Annotated in this window: 19 protein-coding genes; 4 read left to right on the top strand and 15 right to left on the bottom strand. The window is 67.3% G+C overall.

The features are described from left to right. Nucleotides 1-395: 395 nt before the first annotated feature. Nucleotides 396-824 (bottom strand): OsmC family protein, encoded by a 429-nt coding sequence (locus tag IEX88_RS00005; RefSeq protein WP_188848322.1) that lies wholly within the window; start codon nucleotides 822-824, stop codon nucleotides 396-398. A gap of 188 nt (nucleotides 825-1,012) precedes the next feature. On the opposite strand from IEX88_RS00005, the gene IEX88_RS00010 reads away from it, so the two are divergent. From IEX88_RS00010 to IEX88_RS00020, 3 genes are all read left to right on the top strand, one after another. Beyond that, nucleotides 1,013-1,963, top strand: coding sequence for a tyrosine recombinase XerC (locus IEX88_RS00010; protein WP_188848324.1), 951 nt, complete (start codon nucleotides 1,013-1,015; stop codon nucleotides 1,961-1,963). A gap of 118 nt (nucleotides 1,964-2,081) precedes the next feature. Continuing rightward, nucleotides 2,082-3,065 (top strand): TraB/GumN family protein, encoded by a 984-nt coding sequence (locus IEX88_RS00015; RefSeq protein WP_244639745.1) that lies wholly within the window; start codon nucleotides 2,082-2,084, stop codon nucleotides 3,063-3,065. Between the two features lie 161 nt (nucleotides 3,066-3,226). Then, complete coding sequence (locus IEX88_RS00020; protein ID WP_188848337.1) at nucleotides 3,227-3,364, top strand: hypothetical protein; 138 nt, start codon at nucleotides 3,227-3,229, stop codon at nucleotides 3,362-3,364. 106 nt (nucleotides 3,365-3,470) lie between these two features. Here the strand turns inward: IEX88_RS00020 and lpdA are convergent, their stop codons facing one another. The 13 genes from lpdA to mdh form a co-directional block, all read right to left on the bottom strand. After that, nucleotides 3,471-4,889 (bottom strand): dihydrolipoyl dehydrogenase, encoded by a 1,419-nt coding sequence (lpdA, locus tag IEX88_RS00025; protein ID WP_188848339.1) that lies wholly within the window; start codon nucleotides 4,887-4,889, stop codon nucleotides 3,471-3,473. 46 nt (nucleotides 4,890-4,935) lie between these two features. Then, complete coding sequence (locus tag IEX88_RS00030) at nucleotides 4,936-5,337, bottom strand: MAPEG family protein (protein WP_188848341.1); 402 nt, start codon at nucleotides 5,335-5,337, stop codon at nucleotides 4,936-4,938. Nucleotides 5,338-5,364: 27 nt separating this feature from the next. Further along, nucleotides 5,365-5,853: a hypothetical protein gene (locus IEX88_RS00035; protein WP_188848343.1), complete on the bottom strand. Its 489-nt coding sequence runs from the start codon at nucleotides 5,851-5,853 to the stop codon at nucleotides 5,365-5,367. A 41-nt stretch (nucleotides 5,854-5,894) separates the two neighbouring features. After that, nucleotides 5,895-6,653 carry an SDR family oxidoreductase gene (locus IEX88_RS00040; RefSeq protein WP_188848345.1) on the bottom strand — a complete coding sequence of 253 codons (759 nt, stop codon included), beginning with the start codon at nucleotides 6,651-6,653 and terminating at the stop codon, nucleotides 5,895-5,897. Between the two features lie 28 nt (nucleotides 6,654-6,681). Continuing rightward, nucleotides 6,682-6,978 (bottom strand): pentapeptide repeat-containing protein, encoded by a 297-nt coding sequence (locus IEX88_RS00045; protein WP_274604571.1) that lies wholly within the window; start codon nucleotides 6,976-6,978, stop codon nucleotides 6,682-6,684. Nucleotides 6,979-6,983: 5 nt separating this feature from the next. Continuing rightward, nucleotides 6,984-7,358, bottom strand: a complete 375-nt coding sequence (locus IEX88_RS00050) for a hypothetical protein (protein ID WP_244639746.1) — start codon at nucleotides 7,356-7,358, stop codon at nucleotides 6,984-6,986. 24 nt (nucleotides 7,359-7,382) lie between these two features. Further along, the gene (gene odhB / locus IEX88_RS00055) at nucleotides 7,383-8,627 is read right to left on the bottom strand and encodes a 2-oxoglutarate dehydrogenase complex dihydrolipoyllysine-residue succinyltransferase (protein WP_188848348.1); all 1,245 of its coding nucleotides are present in this window, start codon (nucleotides 8,625-8,627) and stop codon (nucleotides 7,383-7,385) included. 81 nt (nucleotides 8,628-8,708) lie between these two features. Further along, on the bottom strand, nucleotides 8,709-11,693 hold the full coding sequence (locus IEX88_RS00060) for a 2-oxoglutarate dehydrogenase E1 component (RefSeq protein WP_188848350.1): 2,985 nt from the start codon (nucleotides 11,691-11,693) through the stop codon (nucleotides 8,709-8,711). A gap of 218 nt (nucleotides 11,694-11,911) precedes the next feature. Next, nucleotides 11,912-12,814 carry a succinate--CoA ligase subunit alpha gene (sucD, locus tag IEX88_RS00065; RefSeq protein ID WP_188848352.1) on the bottom strand — a complete coding sequence of 301 codons (903 nt, stop codon included), beginning with the start codon at nucleotides 12,812-12,814 and terminating at the stop codon, nucleotides 11,912-11,914. Nucleotides 12,815-12,869: 55 nt separating this feature from the next. After that, entirely contained in the window at nucleotides 12,870-13,283 is a 414-nt protein-coding gene (locus IEX88_RS00070; RefSeq protein ID WP_188848354.1) for a PIN domain-containing protein, read from the bottom strand. Next, nucleotides 13,222-13,506 carry a DUF6364 family protein gene (locus IEX88_RS00075; RefSeq protein WP_188848356.1) on the bottom strand — a complete coding sequence of 95 codons (285 nt, stop codon included), beginning with the start codon at nucleotides 13,504-13,506 and terminating at the stop codon, nucleotides 13,222-13,224. Before IEX88_RS00075 ends, IEX88_RS00070 begins: the two co-directional genes overlap by 62 nt. A 56-nt stretch (nucleotides 13,507-13,562) precedes the next feature. Beyond that, the gene (sucC, locus tag IEX88_RS00080) at nucleotides 13,563-14,756 is read right to left on the bottom strand and encodes an ADP-forming succinate--CoA ligase subunit beta (RefSeq protein WP_188848358.1); all 1,194 of its coding nucleotides are present in this window, start codon (nucleotides 14,754-14,756) and stop codon (nucleotides 13,563-13,565) included. A 91-nt stretch (nucleotides 14,757-14,847) separates the two neighbouring features. Beyond that, complete coding sequence (gene mdh, locus IEX88_RS00085; RefSeq protein WP_188848359.1) at nucleotides 14,848-15,810, bottom strand: malate dehydrogenase; 963 nt, start codon at nucleotides 15,808-15,810, stop codon at nucleotides 14,848-14,850. 487 nt (nucleotides 15,811-16,297) lie between these two features. Between mdh and IEX88_RS00090 the strand changes: the two genes are divergently transcribed. Then, nucleotides 16,298-17,461 (top strand): diguanylate cyclase, encoded by a 1,164-nt coding sequence (locus IEX88_RS00090; protein WP_188848361.1) that lies wholly within the window; start codon nucleotides 16,298-16,300, stop codon nucleotides 17,459-17,461. Here IEX88_RS00090 and zapE read toward each other — a convergent pair. Further along, nucleotides 17,419-18,594 (bottom strand): cell division protein ZapE, encoded by a 1,176-nt coding sequence (gene zapE / locus IEX88_RS00095; RefSeq protein WP_188848364.1) that lies wholly within the window; start codon nucleotides 18,592-18,594, stop codon nucleotides 17,419-17,421. The two genes, IEX88_RS00090 and zapE, sit on opposite strands and share 43 nt — an antisense overlap. Nucleotides 18,595-18,726: the final 132 nt, after the last annotated feature.

Genomic DNA, 18,726 nt, shown 5'->3' on the forward strand with positions numbered 1-18,726 from the left:
GCTAACCTCAGTGCGAGCTGTTTGGCTCGCCGGCGGCGCCGTCTCCGTCGATGGGCGGTTTATAGGCCCCGCCATCCCAAAGTGTCAACGACCTTTTTCGAGAAATTTCGAAAACGGTTGGGATTGGTTGGCCACGACCGAGGCCTTGCCGGGCAGGGGCTGCGCTGCGTCACCCCGCTGTCACAAGGTCCACCGCCGCTCTTCCCCAGGGTCAGCGCATCGCCGAAGCGTGAGCCAAAACAGCGCACAAGATGCGTGTTTGCTGGGCATTCTGGCGGGCCGGGGGCGGGCAGTGCCGCCTCCCCGACCTCTCCGGCCGCGGCGCCCGAAGGCGGACGCGACCGGTTCGACATTTCGTCACGCTGACTGGCCGACCCCAGGCCGGCGCGCCGCCGTCAGGCGAGCGCGGCGTCGAGCGTCACGGTGATGGCGCCGAGCGCCTTGGAAATCGGACATCCGGCCTTCGCCTTCTCGGCGAGCGCCTGAAAAGTCTCCGCGTCGATTCCGGGCACGGTGCCCCGCAGCGTGATGGCGCTGGACGTCACCTGGCCCGCGGACGGATCGAGGGTCACTACGGCCTTGGCCTCGAGCGTTTCGGCGGGCGTGCCGTTCTCGGCCAGGAAATGCGACAGCTGCATGGCGAAGCAGCCGGCATGGGCCGCGGCCAGGAGTTCTTCCGGATTGGTGCCGGACTTGCCACTCTCGTCCTCGAAGCGAGCCTTGAAGGAATAGCCGTGGTGGTCGAGGGCCCCCGACTGGGTGGTGAGGTCGCCCTTGCCGTCGCCGAGAGCGCCGTGCCAGACCGCGGTTGCGTGACGTTTCATCGGATTTCCTGTCCCGTTGGATGGATCGGTCGCCCTCTTCCGGAAAGGCCGGTGGGGCCCACCGCATCTAGGAAAGGTCGGCCCGTTTTTCACCCCCCATCCCGGCTTTCGCGCCGGCCGCTGGCGCCCGGGCTCGCCATCCCCGCCCGCCGCGCCTATCCTGCGGGGCCGATCCGAAGAGGTGCCTGATGGCCGAACCCTTTCTCGTCCACGCCTCGCCCGCGCTGCTCGCCGAAAAGACCGCCTGGCTGCGCGCGCTGGAGGAAGAGCGCCGCGCCGCGGCCAATACGCTGGAGGCCTATGAGCGCGATCTCCGGCAGTTTCTCTCCTTCCTGACCGGCCACCAGGGCCGCCCGGCCGACACCCAGGATCTCGCCGATCTCCGGCCCGCGGACCTGCGCGCCTTTCTCGCCGCCCGCCGCCGCGACGGCGCGGGGGCGAAGACGCTGGGACGCGGGCTCGCCGGCGTGCGTTCCTTCCTGCGTCATCTCGAACGGCGGGGCATGGCCTCCGCCGCCGGCGCCAAGGCGATGCGCGCGCCGAAGCAAGCCAAGAACCTGCCGCGGCCGCTCAGCGTCGCCGACGCGCTGCAGGTTTCCGAAGATGCCGGCGCGCTCGGCATGGAGCCCTGGATCTCGGCCCGCAATGTCGCGGTGCTGACTCTCCTCTACGGCTGCGGCCTGCGCATTTCCGAAGCCCTCGATCTGCCCGGCGACGCGCTGTCCGATCCCCTGGCCCGCTCGATGCCGGTGACAGGCAAGGGCGGCAAGGCCCGCCTCGTGCCGCTGCTGCCGGCGGTGCTCGCCGCCGCCGCCGAATACCGCCGCCTCTGCCCCTATGATCTCGTGGCGACCGAGCCGCTGTTTCGCGGCCACCGCGGCGGGCCGCTCCGGCCGCAGCTCATTCAGCGGGAGATGCAGAAACTGCGCGGCGCCCTCGGCCTGCCCGACACGGCGACGCCGCATGCGCTGCGCCATTCCTTCGCCACGCATCTCCTGGCTGCCGGGGGGGACCTCAGGACCATCCAGGATCTGCTCGGCCACGCCTCGCTGTCGACGACGCAGAACTATACCGCAGTCGACCAGGGCCGGCTGATGACGATCTACGAGAGCGCCCATCCCCGGGCGCGGCGGCGCTAACATGTTGCGCCCTGTCCTGAACAAGGCCGTCCCATGCCTTGCGCCTGCCGAGGCAAGGCCGGTAAGGGCGTCGTGCTCGCGCCTTCGGCGCCCCGACGGGAGAGGCCGGCCTGGGCTTGTGGCCTGGCTGGCCGTCGTGCTGTTGCTAGCGCCGTTCTCGGCCGCCCGGGCCGATACCGCCTGTGCCGGCAGAAATCTCCTGCCGGAACTGCGCCAATCGGGCAAGCTCGCACCGCTCGAGGCCGCGGCCGCGGCCACGCCCGACGGCGAGGGAAAATTCTACCGGATCGAACGCCCGGGCGAGACCGCCTCGTTTCTCTACGGCACCATGCATCTCAGCGATCCCCGGCTCGACCTCTTGCCTGAGGCGAGGAAGGCGTTCGGCGCGGCCGACACTCTGGTCATCGAGACCACCGATGCTCTCGACCCGGCGACCACCACCGCGATGATGCTGGCGCGGCCCGATCTCCTCTATCTGCCGCCCGGCCGAAAACTCAGCGACATCCTCACCGACCCGCAGGCCGTCGCTGTCACGGCCGAGTTGGAGAGGCTCGGCATCCCCGCAGCCTCGGTCGAGACGCTGCAGCCCTGGTTCGTCGCGGTCAGCCTGATGCTGCCGGCCTGCGAGACGGCGCGGCTGGCTGAGGGCCAGAAGCCGCTCGACCTCGCACTGGCGGCGGAGGCGAAGGCGGCGGACAAGCGGGTGCTCGGCCTCGAAAGCGGCGGCGAGCAGCTGGAGGCGCTCGCCTCGATGTCCTGGGATCTGCAGGTCGCCAGCCTCGTCTCGACCCTCGCGCTGGGCGACCGCCTGCCCGACCTGTTCGAGACGATGACGCAGCTTTATCTCGACGGGCGCATCGCGCTCATATCGCCGCTGGTGGAGGTCCTGATGCCGCCCGGCAGCGCGGCCCTCGCCCGCGAGGCCGGTGCCTTCGAGCGTCGGCTGGTCAACGATCGCAACCACCGTATGGCCGAGCGGCTGGCGCCGCTGCTGCAGCCGGGCGGCGTCTTCGTCGCCGTCGGCGCTTTGCATTTGCCGGGCGACGAGGGTCTGGTGGCGCTCCTGAGGGCGCAGGGATACGCGGTGACGCGTCTCGACTGAGAGGCCGGCGTCCGGTCGATCGGGCTTCCGCACCGCCCGCGGGGCCGGATGCCGAACCTATCCCCTTGAGCCTGCACCGGAACGTGAACCGCGCGCGACTTGCGCTCGTGCCGTCCCCGTTCGTAGTCTCGTTCGACCGTAACCGTGAAGGAGAGACCTGCATGAAGAAGATTTCTGCCGCCGTCCTCAGTCTCAGTCTCGTGAGCTTCGCCACCTCGGCGTTGGCCTGCCCCTACTCGCAGAAGACCGCTTCCGGCACGCCGCCGGTCGTCGCGACGCCGGGCGTCGACAGGGGCTGATCGCCCCGACCAGAACTGTCCTCCAGACAGGCGAAGGCCCGGATCCTGCCAAGGCAGGTCCGGGCCTTTGTTGTTTCGAGGCCGCCCGCCCGGGCGAACTCTCGCCTCAGGCGTGGATGGGCTTGCCGGAGAAGGCGGCGAAGGCCGCCTCGCGCACGGCTTCCGACAGCGTCGGATGGGCGTGGCTGGTGCGGGCGAGATCCTCGGCCGAGCCACCGAACTCCATCAGGATGGCGCCTTCGTGGATGAGGTCGCCGGCGCTGTGGCCGAGGATGTGGACGCCGAGCACCCGGTCGGTGTCCTTGTCGGCCAGGACCTTCACGAAACCGTCGGTGTGCAGCATGGCGCGCGCGCGGCCATTGGCGGTGAACGGAAACTTGCCGACCTTGTAGGCGATGCCGTCCGCCTTCAGCTCCTCTTCCGTCCGGCCAATCGAGGCGACTTCCGGCGACGTGTAGACCACGGCGGGGATGACGCCGTAGTTCACGTGCCCGGCCTGGCCGGCGAGGATCTCGGCGAGCGCGACGCCCTCGTCCTCGGCCTTGTGCGCCAGCATCGCCCCGCGAACCGCGTCGCCGATGGCGTAGATGCCGGGAACGCTCGTCTGGAAATGCGCGTCGATCTCGACGCGGCCGACGCGGTCGGTGGCGATGCCGAGTTCTTCGAGGCCGAGGCCCTTGGTGAACGGGCGACGCCCGGTGGCGACGAGCACGACGTCGGCCTCCAGCGTCTCCGCCGCGCCGCCGGCGACCGGCTCGAAGCTCACCGAAGCGCCCTCGCCGTTGCGCACGACGTTGGTGACCTTGGCATTGAGCTTCACCTCGATGCCCTGCTTGACGATGAGCTTCTGGAACTGCGCCGAGACGTCCGCATCCATGCTGCCGAGCAGCTTTCCGAGATATTCGACCACGGTCACCTCAGCGCCGAGCCGCGACCAGACCGAGCCGAGCTCCACGCCGATGACGCCGCCGCCGACGACGACGAGTCTCTTCGGCACCTTCGGCAGGGCGATGGCGTCGTCGGAGGAGACGATCACCTGGCCGTCGAAGGCGACGTCGACGCCGGGAATGCCGGCGACTTCCGAGCCCGTGGCGATGCAGATCGCCTTGGCCGAGAGCGTCTCGGTCGAGCCGTCGGCCTTGGCGACCTCGACGGTGCCGGCGGCCTTGATCGTGCCGGTACCGGTGATGCCGGTGATCTTGTTCTTCTTGAACAGGAAGGCGATGCCGTCGACATTGGCCTTCACCGTCTTGTCCTTGTGCTCCAGCATTTTTGGCAGGTCGAGCGTCGGCGAGACCTGGATGCCGAGCTCGCCGAAGGAGTGGCCGGCCTCGGCGAACATTTCGGAGGCGTGCAGCAGCGCCTTGGACGGGATGCAGCCGACGTTCAGGCAGGTGCCGCCGTAGGTCATGCGCTTCTCGACGACGGCGACCTTCAGGCCGAGCTGCGCCGCCTTGATCGCCGCGACGTAGCCGCCCGGGCCGGAGCCGATGACGACGAGATCGTAGAGGGTGCTGTCAGCCATGATGTTCTCTTGAATTGCCGGAAGGGTTGAGAGGGATGTGGGGATTTCAGAGGAGCTGCGAAAGGACGAGGACGATGCCGACGGCCGAAACCATCCAGACGAGGCTGCGGATGTAGGGAATGCCGGCGAGATAGAGCGGAATGTAGACGAGGCGGGCGACGAGCCAGAGCCAGGCGCCGGCCTCCGACCAGCCACCCATGCGGCCGGAGACGACGACGGCGAGCACAGCGGCGATGAAGGCCGGATAGGTTTCCTTGAAGTTGGCCAGAGCACGGTCGGCGCGACCGGCGAGCGGGCTGAGCGCTGGCATCTCGCCGTCGCGCGGGCCGGCATTCCAGGCCGAGCCGCGCTCGCGCGTCGCCAGCATGCCCTGCAGCGAGATGTGGACGAAGAGGAGAAGGACGGACCAGGCGAGGATCGTCAGTTCGATCGGGAGGGGCGTGTTCATGTCATGTCCTCGGGCCGAAATGGCCGGTCATTGCAGTCCGCGGTCCGGGCAGGTGCCCGTGGCGGCGTCGAAGGGCGTCGTGACCTTGGCGAGCTTGCCCTTGACGATGCCCATCGGCTTGAAGGGCGGCGTGACCTGGACAGCCGGCTGCACCAGGCGCAACTCGTAGCAGCCGGTGAACACCTCGGCCCTGCCATCCGTGCCGATCGCCTCGACGGCGACCGGCAGCGAGAAATAGAGCGAACCGGCGCCGCCCTCTTCGGTCGGCTGCCCCATCCTGACCCGGGTCCGGGCGGTTTTGGCATAGCCCGCCGCGAAAGTCTCGAAGTCCGGCAGGTCTGGTTCGTCGCGGAAATAGGAATAGGCGCGGAGATATTCCTGGCGGTCGATGGCGTTGTAGAGCGAGCCGATCACCGCTTCCGGCGTCGAGCGGTCGTCGCGGTAGTCCGGCGGCGAGGGCTCGGCGGCAGAAGCGGGGACGCTGGCGCCGAACGGCAGCGCGAGGAAGAGGGCCAACAGAGGACCGCTCCGCCACAGGGCCTTGGCGAACGGGATGCTCACGGCAGGATCGCACGGCCGCCGGAGACGTCGAGGATCGCGCCGGTGGAATAGCTCGCTTCCGGCGAGGCGAGCCATAGGATCGCCTTCGCCACTTCCTCGGCCGTGCCGGGGCGCTTCATCGGCAGGTTCGGGGTCATCTCGGCCACCCGGTCGGGCGTGCCGCCGGAGACGTGGATGTCGGTCTCGATGATGCCAGGGCGAACGGCGGTGACGCGGATGCCTTCGCCCACGACTTCCTTGGCGAGGCCGACGGTAAACGTGTCGATGGCGCCCTTGGAGGCGGCGTAGTCGACGAACTGGCCGGGACCGCCGAGCTTGGCGGCGGCCGAGGTGAGGTTGACGATCGCCCCGCCCTTGCCGCCCTTCGACAGCGCCATGCGATTGATCGCCTCGCGCGCGCAGAGAAAGCTGCCGATGACGTTGATGCGGAACATGCGCTCGAGGCGCGCTTCGCTCATGTCCGCGACGGAGGACGGCAGGTCGACGACGCCGGCATTGTTGACGAGCACGGCGAGAGTCCCGAGCCTGTCGGCGGCGGCGAAGATCGCCATGACATCCGCCTCGACACCCACATCGCCGGCGACAGCGACGGCGCGGCCACCCGTCGCCTCGATCTCGGCGACGACGGCAGCCGCCGCTTCAGCATTGGCGGCATAGTTGACCACCACGGCATAGCCGGCCTTGGCCGCCAGGATCGCCGTGGCGGCGCCAATGCCCCGGCTGCCGCCGGTGACGATGATCACCTTGTCCGTCATGATGTTCCAGACTTGGGTTGGAGACGCCTCACTCCGCCGCAGCCAGGCTCAGCAAGGAGCCATCGATATAGGCGGGCAGTTTCGTCTCGGCGTCGAGGATGGCGCCCCGGAGTTGCTCGACCGTCAAGTTCTGCGCGTCGGTCAGATCGGCGCCCCGGAGGATGGTGCCATCAAGCTTGGCGCTTTCGAGATTGGCCCCGGCGAGGCTGGCGTGGCTGAGATCCGATCCGGAAAGGTCGGCCTCGATCAGGTCGGCCCCGCTCCAATCGGTGCGGCGCATGAAAACGTCGCGCAGTCTGATACGAAAAGGATCACGGTCGAACACTGCGCTCAATGCCCTTTCCTTCCCCGGCTCAAGACTTCGATCAGGACACGGATGTCCACGGGAGGCTCGCGATCACCGTACTCGGCCTGCTTCCCCTGAAGATGGATCTGCAGCAGTTCGAAGACCGGCCTTGAGAGATCGGGAAAGTCGCGTCCCACTTCCCTCAGAACGTAGATCGCCGCCAGGCGAACCTCAAGACGTTCGTCCCCCAGCTGGCCGGCCGCGCGATTGAACAGTTCGGTGACATGCGCCCGCCGCGCGAGCTCCACTTGCGACGTCTCCGGCCCGAGCTTACGCCAGGCCAGGAAAGCACCGATGCCGGCCGCGACAGCCAGAGCCAGATTGCGCAGGATTTCGGAGAGGGCGATCCAGGTCTGCATGACCGCCCCCTCCCCTTGCCGTTCCTAGAGGTCGAGAACCAGACGCTCCAGGTCTTCGAGGCTCTCCTTGACGCGGACGAGGAAGGTCACCGCTTCCTTGCCGTCGACGATGCGGTGATCGTAGCTGAGCGCCAGGTACATCATCGGGCGGATCACGACCTGCCCGCCGATCGCCACCGGCCGCTCCTGGATCTTGTGCATGCCGAGAATGCCCGACTGCGGGGCATTCAGGATCGGCGTCGACATCAGCGAGCCGTAGACGCCGCCGTTCGAGATGGTGAAGGTGCCGCCCTGCATGTCGGCCATGCCGAGCTTGCCGTCGCGGGCAGCCAGACCCAGGCGACCGATCTCCTTTTCGATCTCGGCGATCGACATCTGGTCGGCATCGCGCACCACCGGCACGACGAGTCCCTTCGGCGTGCCGACGGCGACGCCGATATGGGCGTAGTTCTTGTAGACGAGGTCGGTTCCGTCGATCTCGGCGTTCACGGCCGGGATCTCCTTCAGCGCATGGCAGACCGCCTTGGTGAAGAAGCCCATGAAGCCGAGCTTCACGCCGTGCTTCTTCTCGAACAGGTCCTTGTACTTGGTGCGCAGCGTCATCACCGCCGACATGTCCACCTCGTTGAAGGTGGTGAGCATGGCGGCCGTGTCCTGCGCGTCCTTCAGACGGCGGGCGATGGTCTGGCGCAGGCGGGTCATCTTCACCCGCTCCTCGCGCGGCGCGTCCTCGGCCGAGGATGGGGCGCGGGGCGCGGCGGGCGCCTTCTCCGCCGGCGCGGACGGCGCGCCGCGAGCGATGGCGGCGAGGACGTCGCCCTTCAGCACCTGGCCGCGACGCCCCGAACCGTCCACGTCGGTGAGGTTGTTCTCGGTCATCAGCTTCTGCGCCGAGGGCGCGGCCGGCATGCTGCCGGAAGCGGCAGCAGGAGCCGCCGGCGCCTCGACCTTCGGCGCCGGTGCGGCGGCGGCGGGCGCTGCCGCTGCAGGGGCCGCCGCGGCTGGCTTGGCCGGGGTAGCGGAGGCGGAACCGCCCTCGCCGATCGAGCCAAGCAGCGCGCCAGCGGCGACCGTCTCGCCGTCCTGGACGAGGATCTCCTCAAGGATGCCGGCGGCGGGCGACGGCACTTCCACCGTCACCTTGTCGGTTTCCAGCTCGGCGATGGTCTCGTCGAGTTCGACGCGGTCGCCGACCTTCTTGTACCACTGCCCGACCGTGGCTTCGGTGACGGATTCGCCAAGCGTCGGGACTTTGATTTCGGTGCTCATCGGATGATCGATCTCTTCGAGGTTCGGCCAGGAAAGCTTTCGCGCATCACGAAAGACTGCGGGAGAGAGAGGGGCTCGGCGTCAGCCGAGCGCCTCTTCGAGGAAGGCTTCGAGCTGGGACAGGTGCTTCGACATCGTGCCGGCGGCCGGCGAGGCCGCGGCGGCGCGGCCGGCATAGCGAACTTTGCGCTTTTCCGCGCCGATATGCTCCAGCACCCATTCCAGATAGGGGTCGATGAAGGACCAGGCGCCCATGTTCTTCGGCTCTTCCTGGCACCAGACGATCTCCGCCTGCTTGAAGCGCGAGAGCTCGCCGATCAGGGCTTTCGCCGGGAACGGATAGAGCTGCTCGAGGCGCAGGAGGTAGACGTCGTCAATGCCGCGCTTCTCGCGCTCCTCGAACAGGTCGTAATAGACCTTGCCCGAGCAGATCACGACGCGCCTCATCTTGGCGTCCTTGACCAGCTTGATCGGGCCGTCCTTCTTGATCTCGGCATCGTCCCAGAGCAGGCGATGGAAGGAGGTGTCGCCCGACATCTCCGACAGGTTCGAGACCGCCCGCTTGTGGCGCAGCAGCGATTTCGGCGTCATCAGGATCAAAGGCTTGCGGAAGTCGCGCTTCATCTGCCGGCGCAGGATGTGGAAATAGTTCGCCGGCGTGGTGACGTTGGCGACCTGCATGTTGTCCTGCGCGCACTGCTGCAGGAAGCGCTCGAGACGGGCGGAGGAATGCTCCGGTCCCTGGCCTTCGTAACCGTGCGGCAGAAGCATCACCAGGCCCGACATGCGCAGCCACTTGGCCTCGCCCGACGAGATGAACTGGTCGATGACGACCTGCGCGCCGTTGACGAAATCGCCGAACTGCGCCTCCCAAAGCGTCAGCGCGTTCGGCTCGGCCAGCGAGTAGCCGTATTCGTAGCCGAGCACGGCCTCTTCCGAGAGCATCGAATTGATGACCTCGTAGATCGCCTGGCCCTTGGCGAGGTTCGCCAGCGGCACGTATCGCGTCTCGTCGCGCTGGTCGTAGAGCACCGAATGGCGCTGGGAGAACGTGCCGCGCTCGGAATCCTGGCCGGACAGCCGGATCGGTGACCCCTCGGTCACCAGAGTGCCGAAGGCCAAGGCTTCAGCGGTCGCCCAGTCGACGCCCTCGCCGGTTTCGATCGCCTTCGAGCGGTTGTCGAGAAAACGCTGGATGGTCTTGTGGACCTCGAAGCCCTCCGGCACTTCCGACAGCTTCTTGCCGATTTCCTTCAGCGTCTTCAGCTGAACGCCGGTGACGCCGCGGCGCGGCTCGTCCTCCTGCTCGGCCCGGCGCAGGCCCGACCAGGCGCCGTCCAGCCAGTCGGCCTTGTTCGGATTGTAGTGCTGGCCGGCCTCGTGCTCGGCTTCGAGATGCGCGCGCCACTCCGCCTTGCGGGCGTCGATGTCCTCCTGGCTGAGCGTGCCCTCGTCGACCAGCTTCTTGGAATAGATCTCGAGCGTCGTCGGGTGGTTGCGGATCGAGCGGTACATGATCGGCTGGGTGAAGCCGGGCTCGTCGCCCTCGTTATGGCCGAAGCGGCGATAGCAGAACATGTCGATGACGACGGGCTTGTGGAACTGCATGCGGAATTCGGTGGCGATCTTCGCCGCATAGACCACCGCTTCCGGATCGTCGCCATTCACGTGGAAGATCGGCGCCTCGACCATCTTGGCGACGTCGGACGGATAGGGCGAAGAGCGCGACAGACGCGGGTTCGTCGTGAACCCGATCTGGTTGTTGATGATGAAATGCACGGACCCGCCGACGCGGTGGCCGCGCAGGCCGGAGAGGCCGAAACATTCGGCGACGACGCCCTGGCCGGCGAAGGCCGCGTCGCCGTGAATGAGGAGCGGCAGCACCTGGGCCCGAACCTCGGCCGGCACGACCTCGGTGCGCGTGCCGCCGACGAGCGCGTCCTGCTTGGCGCGGGCCTTGCCCATCACCACGGGATTGACGATCTCGAGATGCGAGGGATTGGCCGTCAGCGACAGATGCACCTTGTTCTGGTCGAACTCGCGGTCCGACGAGGCGCCGAGATGGTATTTCACGTCGCCCGAGCCTTCGACGTCCTCGGGCTTGTACGAGCCGCCGGAGAATTCGTGGAAGATCGCCCGGTGGGGCTTGGCCATGACCTGGGAAAGCACGTTCAGCCGGCCGCGATGGGCCATGCCGAAGACGATTTCCTTCAGGCCGAGCTGGCCGCCGCGCTTGATGATCTGCTCGAGCGCCGGGATCAGCGATTCCGCGCCGTCGAGGCCGAAACGCTTGGTGCCCTTGTACTTGACGTCGATGAACTTTTCGAAGCCCTCGGCCTCGATCAGCTTGTTCAGGATCGCGCGCTTGCCCTCGGGCGTGAAGGCGACGCCCTTGTCCGGGCCTTCGATGCGCGCCTGCAGCCAGGCCTTCTCGGCCGGGTTCGACATGTGCATGAACTCGATGCCGAAGGTCGAGCAATAGGTCCGCGTCAGGATGTCGACGATCTGGCGGAGCGTCGCAAACTCCATGCCGAGCATGTTGTCGATGAAAATCTTGCGGTCGTAGTCGGCCTCGGTGAAGCCGTAGGCCTTTGGCGACAGCTCGTTGTAGTCGTCGTCGGGCTGGGCGGCGATGCCGAGCGGATCGAGCTTGGCGTGGAGATGGCCGCGCACGCGGAAGGCGCGGATCAGCATGATGGCGCGCACCGAATCCTGCGTCGCCTGCGTCACGTCCTTCTGGCTGAGGGTGGCGCCGGCCTTCTCGGCCGTCGCCTTGACCTTGCCGGCGACCTTCGCCTCGACCGTGCCCCAGTCGCCGTCGAGCGCCGAGACGAGCTCGCCATTGGCGGCGATCGGCCAGTTCTTCTGCGTCCAGGAGGCGCCCTCGGCGCTCTTGATCACCGCGGCCTTGTCGTCCTTCAGCGACCGGAAGAAGTCGGCCCATTCCGGCGTCACCGAGGACTCGTCGGTCTCGTAGCGCGCGTGCATGTCCTCGATATAGTCGGCATTGCCGCCATAGAGGAAGGAAGTCAGCGCCAGCGTGTCGTTATCGGTCGTGCGTGCCATCGTATGTCGCGGCGCCGTCGGGACGCCGTCTCCTTCGATCTGGGTTGCGCGCAACCGGGACCCCATGTCCCCGCGCTGCGCCTTCATTGCCGGATCCACGCACCGCCCTGCGCCTCCGGCTCATTTCCGGCCGCCGACAATGCCGGCGGCGCGGGTCCTTATGCCGACCGAAATCGGCAATCTGATGCCGACAGCGACATTTGTCGCCGCCTGCCGCCTCAGCCGCGCAGCAGCGCCGCCAGCGTCTTGCCGAGCTGCGCCGGCGAGGGCGAGACGCGGATGCCGGCGGCTTCCATCGCCGCGATCTTGTCCTCCGCGCCGCCCTTGCCGCCGGAGACGACCGCGCCGGCATGGCCCATGGTGCGGCCGGCCGGTGCCGTGCGGCCGGCGATGAAGCCGACCATGGGCTTGGACCGGCCCTTCTTCTTCTCGTCGGCGATGAACTGCGCCGCGTCCTCCTCGGCCGAGCCGCCGATCTCGCCGATCATCACGATCGACTGCGTCTCGGGGTCGGCCAGGAACATCTCCAGCATGTCGATGAACTCGGTGCCCTTGACCGGATCGCCGCCGATGCCGACGGCCGTCGTCTGGCCAAGGCCCTCGTTCGTCGTCTGGAAGACCGCCTCATAGGTAAGCGTTCCCGAGCGCGAAACGATACCGACCGAGCCTTTCTTGAAGATGTTGCCCGGCATAATGCCGATCTTGCACTGGTCGGGCGTCATCACGCCCGGGCAGTTCGGGCCGATCAGCCGCGACGACGAGGCGTCGAGCCGCGCCTTCACCTTGACCATGTCCATCACCGGAATGCCCTCGGTGATGCAGACGATCAGCGGGATCTCCGCCTCGATCGCCTCGAGGATCGCCGCGGCGGCACCCGCCGGCGGGACGTAGATCACCGAGGCGTTGGCGCCGGTGCGATCCTTGGCCTCTGCGACCGAGGTGAAGATCGGCAGGCTCTCGCCCTTCGAGCCGGTCCAGGTCTCGCCGCCCTTCTTCGGGTGCGTGCCGCCGACCATCTGCGTGCCGTGATAGGCCAGCGCCTGCTCGGTGTGGAAGGTGCCGGTCTTGCCGGTCAGGCCCTGGACGATGACCTTGGTGTTCTTGTCGACGAGAATGGACATGAGTCAGATGGCTCCGTCGCGCGGGTAGGCGCTGGATGAAAGAGCCCCGGTCGCCTCAGCGATCGAGGAAGGGATTGCAAACGCGGACAGTGCCGTAGAACTGCCCGTGATTGAGGTCTTCGGTGTAGAGCGTCCCGGCTCCGAGACGCTCGGCCGCGGCGATGACGGCCGCGTCCCAGTATGAAATCTTGTATCGCTGCGAGAGCGCGATGCCCTCGACGACGAGGTCCGCGTCGCCGGCAACGACGGGCATGAAGGCCAAGCGCCGGATCCACTCGTAGGCTTCGCCCGGCGGTAGCCCCAGCTTCTTGGTGGTGTTGGCATAGAACTCCGCCAGCACCTGTCCGGACAGCCCGTTGCCACCGGCGCCCAGGATCTCGTGGGCGATCTCCCAGTGCCGGGGATACTCATGTCTCCCCGTCGCCGCGTAGATCAGGACGTTCGTGTCGAGGAAGCATTCGCTCCGCATAGATGCCCTCCCGATCGAAACGATAGTCCGGCCCGAGACGCGCTACCGTCGTCTCGCTCATGGCCCTGAGTTCGCGCATGGCCTGGGCGAGACGTTCCTCGTTTTCGCCCAGGCTCTCCAGATGCTGACGCACGATGGCGTTCAGCGTCGTGCCGCGCTTGACCGCATAAGCCCGGGCTCGGTCGAGAACTTCGTCTTCAATGGCGAGCGTGACGTTCTTCATGCTTCCAATCTCCACAGGATCACACAGCCCAATTATGTGTGATCCTGTGTTGAGCTTCAACCCTTGACGGCGGCGACGATCTTCTTCGCCGCGTCGTCGAGATCGTCGGCCGCCGTGATGGCCAGCCCGCTCTCGTTCAAAATCTTCTTGCCGAGCTCGACATTCGTGCCCTCCAAGCGGACCACCAGCGGCACGGTGAGGCCGACCTCCTTGACCGCGGCAACGACGCCCTCGGCGATCACGTCGCACTTCATGATCCCGCCAAAAATGTTGACGAGGATGCCCTTCACGTTCGGGTCGGCGGTGATGATCTTGAAGGCGTTGGTGACCTTCTCCTTGTTGGCGCCGCCGCCGACATCGAGGAAGTTCGCGGGCTCGGCGCCGTAGAGCTTGATGATGTCCATGGTCGCCATGGCGAGACCGGCGCCGTTGACCATGCAGCCGATGTCGCCGTCGAGCGCGACATAAGCGAGGTCGTATTTCGACGCCTCGATCTCCTTGGCGTCCTCCTCGCTCTCGTCGCGCAGCGCCTTGATGTCGTCATGGCGGTAGAGCGCGTTGCCGTCGAAGGACATTTTCGCGTCGAGAACGCGCAGACGGCCGTCCTTCATGACGATCAGCGGGTTCACCTCGAGCAGCGCCATGTCCTTCTGGGTGAAGGCGTCATAGAGGATCGGGAAGAGCAGCAGGCCATCGGCGCGCGCCTGACCCTCGAGCTCGAGCGCGTCGCAGAGCTTGGCGGCATCGGCATCGGTGACGCCGGCCGTCGGGTCGATCGCGACGGTGACGATCTTCTCCGGCGTGTCGTGCGCCACCGTCTCGATGTCCATGCCGCCCTCGGTGGAGACGACGAAGGCGACCTGGCCGACCGAGCGGTCGACGAGGATCGAGAGATAGAGCTCGCGGTCGATGTCGGCGCCGTCCTCGATGTAGAGGCGGTTGACCACCTTGCCGGCATCGCCCGTCTGCTTCGTCACCAGCGTGTGGCCGAGCATTTCCTTCGCGTTGGCGACGACTTCCTCGATCGAGCGCGACAGGCGCACGCCGCCCTTGGCATCGGGGCCGAGCTCGACGAACTTGCCCTTGCCGCGACCGCCGGCATGGATCTGGCTCTTTACGACGTAGAGCGGGCCCGGCAGCTGCTTGGCCGCGGCTTCCGCTTCGCTGGCCGAGGTAATGGCGACGCCCATGGCGACGGGCGCGCCGAAGCTCTTCAGGACTTCCTTGGCCTGGTATTCGTGGATGTTCATCGAAAATCTCTTTTCCGTGGGGCGGTCGCAGCCTCTCGGCGCGCCAGGTGTCGGATGCCAAAAGGGCCGGCGCGAGGCCGGCCCTTCGGGATCAGGCGAGGTTGGGGGCGATGGCGGCGCAGGCGTCCATCAGGCCGCGCACCGAGGCGACCGATTTCTCGAACTGCGCCTGTTCGTCGCCGATCAGCTCGATCTCGATGACGCGCTCGACGCCCTCGGCGCCGATGACGCAGGGAACGCCGACGTACATGTCCTTCTGGCCGTACTCGCCCTTGAGGGCGGCGGCGCAGGGCAGGACGCGCTTCTTGTCCTTGAGGTAGCTCTCGGCCATCTCGATCGCCGAGGCCGCCGGGGCGTAATAGGCCGAGCCGGTCTTCAAGAGGCCGACGATCTCGGCGCCGCCGTCGCGGGTGCGCTGGACGATCTCTTCCAGCTTCTCCTTGGAGATCCAGCCCATCTTGACGAGATCGGTCAGCGGGATGCCGGCGACCGTCGAATAGCGCGTCAGCGGCACCATGGTGTCGCCGTGGCCGCCGAGCACGAAGGCGGTGACGTCCTGCACCGAGACGTTGAACTCGGTGGCGAGGAAGGTGCGGAAACGGCCGGAGTCGAGCACGCCGGCCATGCCGACGACCTTGTTCTTCGGCAGGCCGGAGAACTTCTGCAGCGCCCAGACCATGGCGTCGAGCGGGTTGGTGATGCAGATGACGAAGGCGTCCGGCGCGTATTTGGCGATGCCGGCGCCGACCTGCTCCATGACCTTCAGATTGATGCCGAGCAGGTCGTCGCGGCTCATGCCGGGCTTGCGCGGCACGCCGGCGGTGACGATGCACACGTCCGCGCCCTCGATGCCGGCATAGTCGTTGGCGCCGGAGAGTTTGGCGTCGAAGCCTTCCACCGGGCCGGACTGGGCGATGTCGAGCGCCTTGCCCTGCGGCGTGCCCTCGGCGATGTCGAACATCACGATGTCGCCGAGTTCCTTGAGCGAGGCGAGGTGGGCGAGCGTGCCGCCGATCATGCCGGAGCCGATGAGTGCGATCTTCTTGCGGGCCATGGATGTCCTTCGTATCGGTTTGTTCGGCGTCTCTACGCCGCGATCACTGACAGTTGATTGACGGTCGGGTCCAAAAAACTCATCCCGGTCCCGCCGCAGCCCACGTCGGACGCAGGGCGTCTGTCACGGGCGGCACTCTGCCGCAGGGCTTAAAGCGCTTCGCGCCAAGTTTCAACAGCTCGCATCGCAGCGTAACGTTTTCAACCGTTTAGATGTCTCGGCAGTTACGTAAACGGAAGAGTGTTTCCGCTGTCGGATCAAGGTGAAGGCGCGGAGGAAGACTGTGACAGGAAATTCATCGAACATTTCTATTGCCCAACGCCGACAACCAAGGTTCGACGATTTCCGACGCCGTGGCGCGTGTCGAAGCCGACGCCGCGCTTCCGGCGGAGGCGCCGGCATGCGAAGGAAATGCTTCACGAATGTCAGTGGGACAACCCGTCTCTCCCGGAGCACGGGGCGTCCGATTGGAGCTGGGAAAGCAGCAATGAACATCGTCGTCGCCATGATCAACGGCCTCGGTCAGCTCGCGCTGGTGGCCGTCTTCTTTGGCATGGTACAGCGGCTCGATTGCCGGCCGGGCGTGCGCGCCTGCCTCCTCGGCGTCATCTTCGGCCTCGGCGCGATCTTCGCCATGATGACGCCCTCCCCCGTCAAGCCCGGCGTCCTGATCGATGCGCGGGCGGTCGTGATCGGTCTCTCCGCCGCCTTTGTCGGCCTGCCCGCCGTTCTGATTTCGGGTGCCATGGCCGCCGTCTATCGTCTCTGGATCGGCGGCAGCGGCACGCCCTACGGGCTGATGGCGATCGCGCTGGCCGGCATCGCGGGGCTGGCCTGGCGTCGGTTCGTTCCGCCCGAGCGGCAGGAGACCGTTCCCAGCCTGCTGCTTCTGGCCGTGATGATCGCCTGCCATTCGGTCGTCGTCCTGCATCCCACCGGCGACGGCCTGCCGGACGGCTTCCTGGCGGTCTATTTTCCCTCGATCTGGGCCACCTGCCTGGCGGGAACCCTGACGCTCGGCTGGATGATGCGGCGCGAGATCGGGATGATCCATCGCGAGCGCAGTCTTCGCGGCGATGCGCTCGTCGACCCCTTGACCGGCCTCGGCAATCGCCGGGCCGTCGACCACTGGCTCGACGTGAACGGCTTTCGCCGCGGCGCCGGGGAGTTCAGCGTGATCCTCGTCGACATCGACCATTTCAAGTCCGTCAACGATCGCTTCGGCCACCATGTCGGCGATGCCGTCCTGCAGCGCCTGGGCGCCGTGATGCGGCAGAGCGTGCGCGACGTCGATCTGGTCGCCCGCTATGGCGGCGAGGAGTTTCTGATCCTCCTGCCGGCTGCCGACGCGGCACGGGCCCAGACGATCGCCGAGCGGATCCGGCAGGCGATCGCCGCCGAACAGGTTTCCGCCGACGGCGTGGCTGTGCGCGTCAGCGCCAGTTTCGGCATCGCCGACTCGTGGGGCCATGACGACCGGGTCGAGCTCGTCGCGGCGGCCGATGCGGCGCTCTACCGGGCGAAGCGGAACGGCCGGGACCGGGTGGAGGTCGCCCCGCCGCGAGAGGCGAGGGTGCCTTTCGCCCGGCAGAGCGGGCCCGAGGCGGATCAGGCCGGCCGGTCTTCGCCGGCGGAAGCCGCCGCCAGATAGTCGGCCGACCGCATCTCGGTCAGGCGCGAGACGGTGCGGGCGAACTCGAAGGCCTCCGTGCCGCTCACCCCGCGATAGAGCTCACCGACCGGCGCCTCGGCCGAGATGACGATGCGGCGGCCGGCATCGTAGAGGGTGTCGACGAGGGTGATGAAGCGCTTGGCCTCGTTGCGCTCGGCCTCGGCCATAACAGGCACGCGGTCGAGCACGAGCGTGTGGAAGCGCCGGGCGAGCGCCAGATAGTCCTGCGCGCCGAGCGGCCGCTTCAGGAGATCGTCGAAGCTGAACCGCGCCGCGCCGTTGCCGGCGAGCGGCACGCGCACGGTGCGGCCCTTGACCGAGAGCGAGGCGGGCGCCGGCTTCTGCCCCGCCAGGAGGGCCGTCCAGACCGCGTCGAGGCGCGCGTCGGTCTCCGCATCCAGCGGCGTGAGATAGAGATTGTCCTCGCCGATCGCCGCCAGCCGGTAGTCCTCGGCAGCATCCAGTCGGATGACGTCAACATGGCGTTTCAACTCGTCGACGAAGGGCAGGAACAGGCCGCGGTTGAGGCCGTCGCGGTAGAGATCGTCGGGCGCGACGTTGGAGGTGGCGACCAAAACGACGCCCGCCTCGAACATCGCCTTGAACAGCCGCGACAGGATCAGTGCGTCGGCGACATCCGTCACCGAGAACTCGTCGAAGCACAGGAGCCTGGCCGACGCGGCGATGTCGGCGGCGACCGGCGGCATCGGATCGTCGCCGCGCGCGGACCCTTCCTTCACCGCGGCGCGGTGCGCGCCGATGCGCTCGTGCACCTCGGCCATGAAGGCGTGGAAATGCACCCGGCGCTTCGAGCTCACCGAGGACTGGCGGTAGAACATGTCCATGATCATGGTCTTGCCGCGGCCGACCTCGCCGTGGATGTAGACCCCCCGAGGCGGCTCGGCCGGCTTCGCCTTGCCGAACAGCCAGCCGAGCGCGCTCTGCTTGGAGGCGAGACTGGTGGTCGACAGCTGCTTGTCGAGGCGGTCGAGGCGGTCTGCCAGAAGGCGCTGCGCCGGATCGGCCTCGATCTCGCCGCTGGCGACGAGCCGGTCGAGCGCCGAGCGCACCGGGCCCTGACGCTCGCGGATCGGCGCGGAGGAGTTTGTCATGGCGAGAACCCGGGTGCGGCTGGCGAAGGATGAGAGCGTAGGGCGAAGCCCGTCGCAGGGACAGTCGGGATGCCGACGGGGTGGACGCTCTCTCCCGCGGCCCTGGCATCGCTGTACGATCGACGGCCGACA

The organism is Aureimonas glaciei (assembly GCF_014643375.1).
Taxonomy (GTDB): domain Bacteria; phylum Pseudomonadota; class Alphaproteobacteria; order Rhizobiales; family Rhizobiaceae; genus Plantimonas; species Plantimonas glaciei.

What these genes read in the sequence shown, in the direction of transcription:
- IEX88_RS00005 (WP_188848322.1), bottom strand. Translation starts at nt 824, where the DNA reads ATGAAACGTCACGCAACCGCGGTCTGGCACGGCGCTCTCGGCGACGGC.
- IEX88_RS00075 (WP_188848356.1), bottom strand. Translation starts at nt 13,506, where the DNA reads ATGAAGAACGTCACGCTCGCCATTGAAGACGAAGTTCTCGACCGAGCC.
- IEX88_RS00010 (WP_188848324.1), top strand. Translation starts at nt 1,013, where the DNA reads ATGGCCGAACCCTTTCTCGTCCACGCCTCGCCCGCGCTGCTCGCCGAA.
- zapE (WP_188848364.1), bottom strand. Translation starts at nt 18,594, where the DNA reads ATGACAAACTCCTCCGCGCCGATCCGCGAGCGTCAGGGCCCGGTGCGC.
- IEX88_RS00020 (WP_188848337.1), top strand. Translation starts at nt 3,227, where the DNA reads ATGAAGAAGATTTCTGCCGCCGTCCTCAGTCTCAGTCTCGTGAGCTTC.
- sucD (WP_188848352.1), bottom strand. Translation starts at nt 12,814, where the DNA reads ATGTCCATTCTCGTCGACAAGAACACCAAGGTCATCGTCCAGGGCCTG.
- IEX88_RS00040 (WP_188848345.1), bottom strand. Translation starts at nt 6,653, where the DNA reads ATGACGGACAAGGTGATCATCGTCACCGGCGGCAGCCGGGGCATTGGC.
- IEX88_RS00050 (WP_244639746.1), bottom strand. Translation starts at nt 7,358, where the DNA reads ATGCAGACCTGGATCGCCCTCTCCGAAATCCTGCGCAATCTGGCTCTG.
- lpdA (WP_188848339.1), bottom strand. Translation starts at nt 4,889, where the DNA reads ATGGCTGACAGCACCCTCTACGATCTCGTCGTCATCGGCTCCGGCCCG.
- sucC (WP_188848358.1), bottom strand. Translation starts at nt 14,756, where the DNA reads ATGAACATCCACGAATACCAGGCCAAGGAAGTCCTGAAGAGCTTCGGC.
- IEX88_RS00070 (WP_188848354.1), bottom strand. Translation starts at nt 13,283, where the DNA reads ATGCGGAGCGAATGCTTCCTCGACACGAACGTCCTGATCTACGCGGCG.
- IEX88_RS00090 (WP_188848361.1), top strand. Translation starts at nt 16,298, where the DNA reads ATGAACATCGTCGTCGCCATGATCAACGGCCTCGGTCAGCTCGCGCTG.
- IEX88_RS00060 (WP_188848350.1), bottom strand. Translation starts at nt 11,693, where the DNA reads ATGGCACGCACGACCGATAACGACACGCTGGCGCTGACTTCCTTCCTC.
- IEX88_RS00030 (WP_188848341.1), bottom strand. Translation starts at nt 5,337, where the DNA reads ATGAACACGCCCCTCCCGATCGAACTGACGATCCTCGCCTGGTCCGTC.
- odhB (WP_188848348.1), bottom strand. Translation starts at nt 8,627, where the DNA reads ATGAGCACCGAAATCAAAGTCCCGACGCTTGGCGAATCCGTCACCGAA.
- mdh (WP_188848359.1), bottom strand. Translation starts at nt 15,810, where the DNA reads ATGGCCCGCAAGAAGATCGCACTCATCGGCTCCGGCATGATCGGCGGC.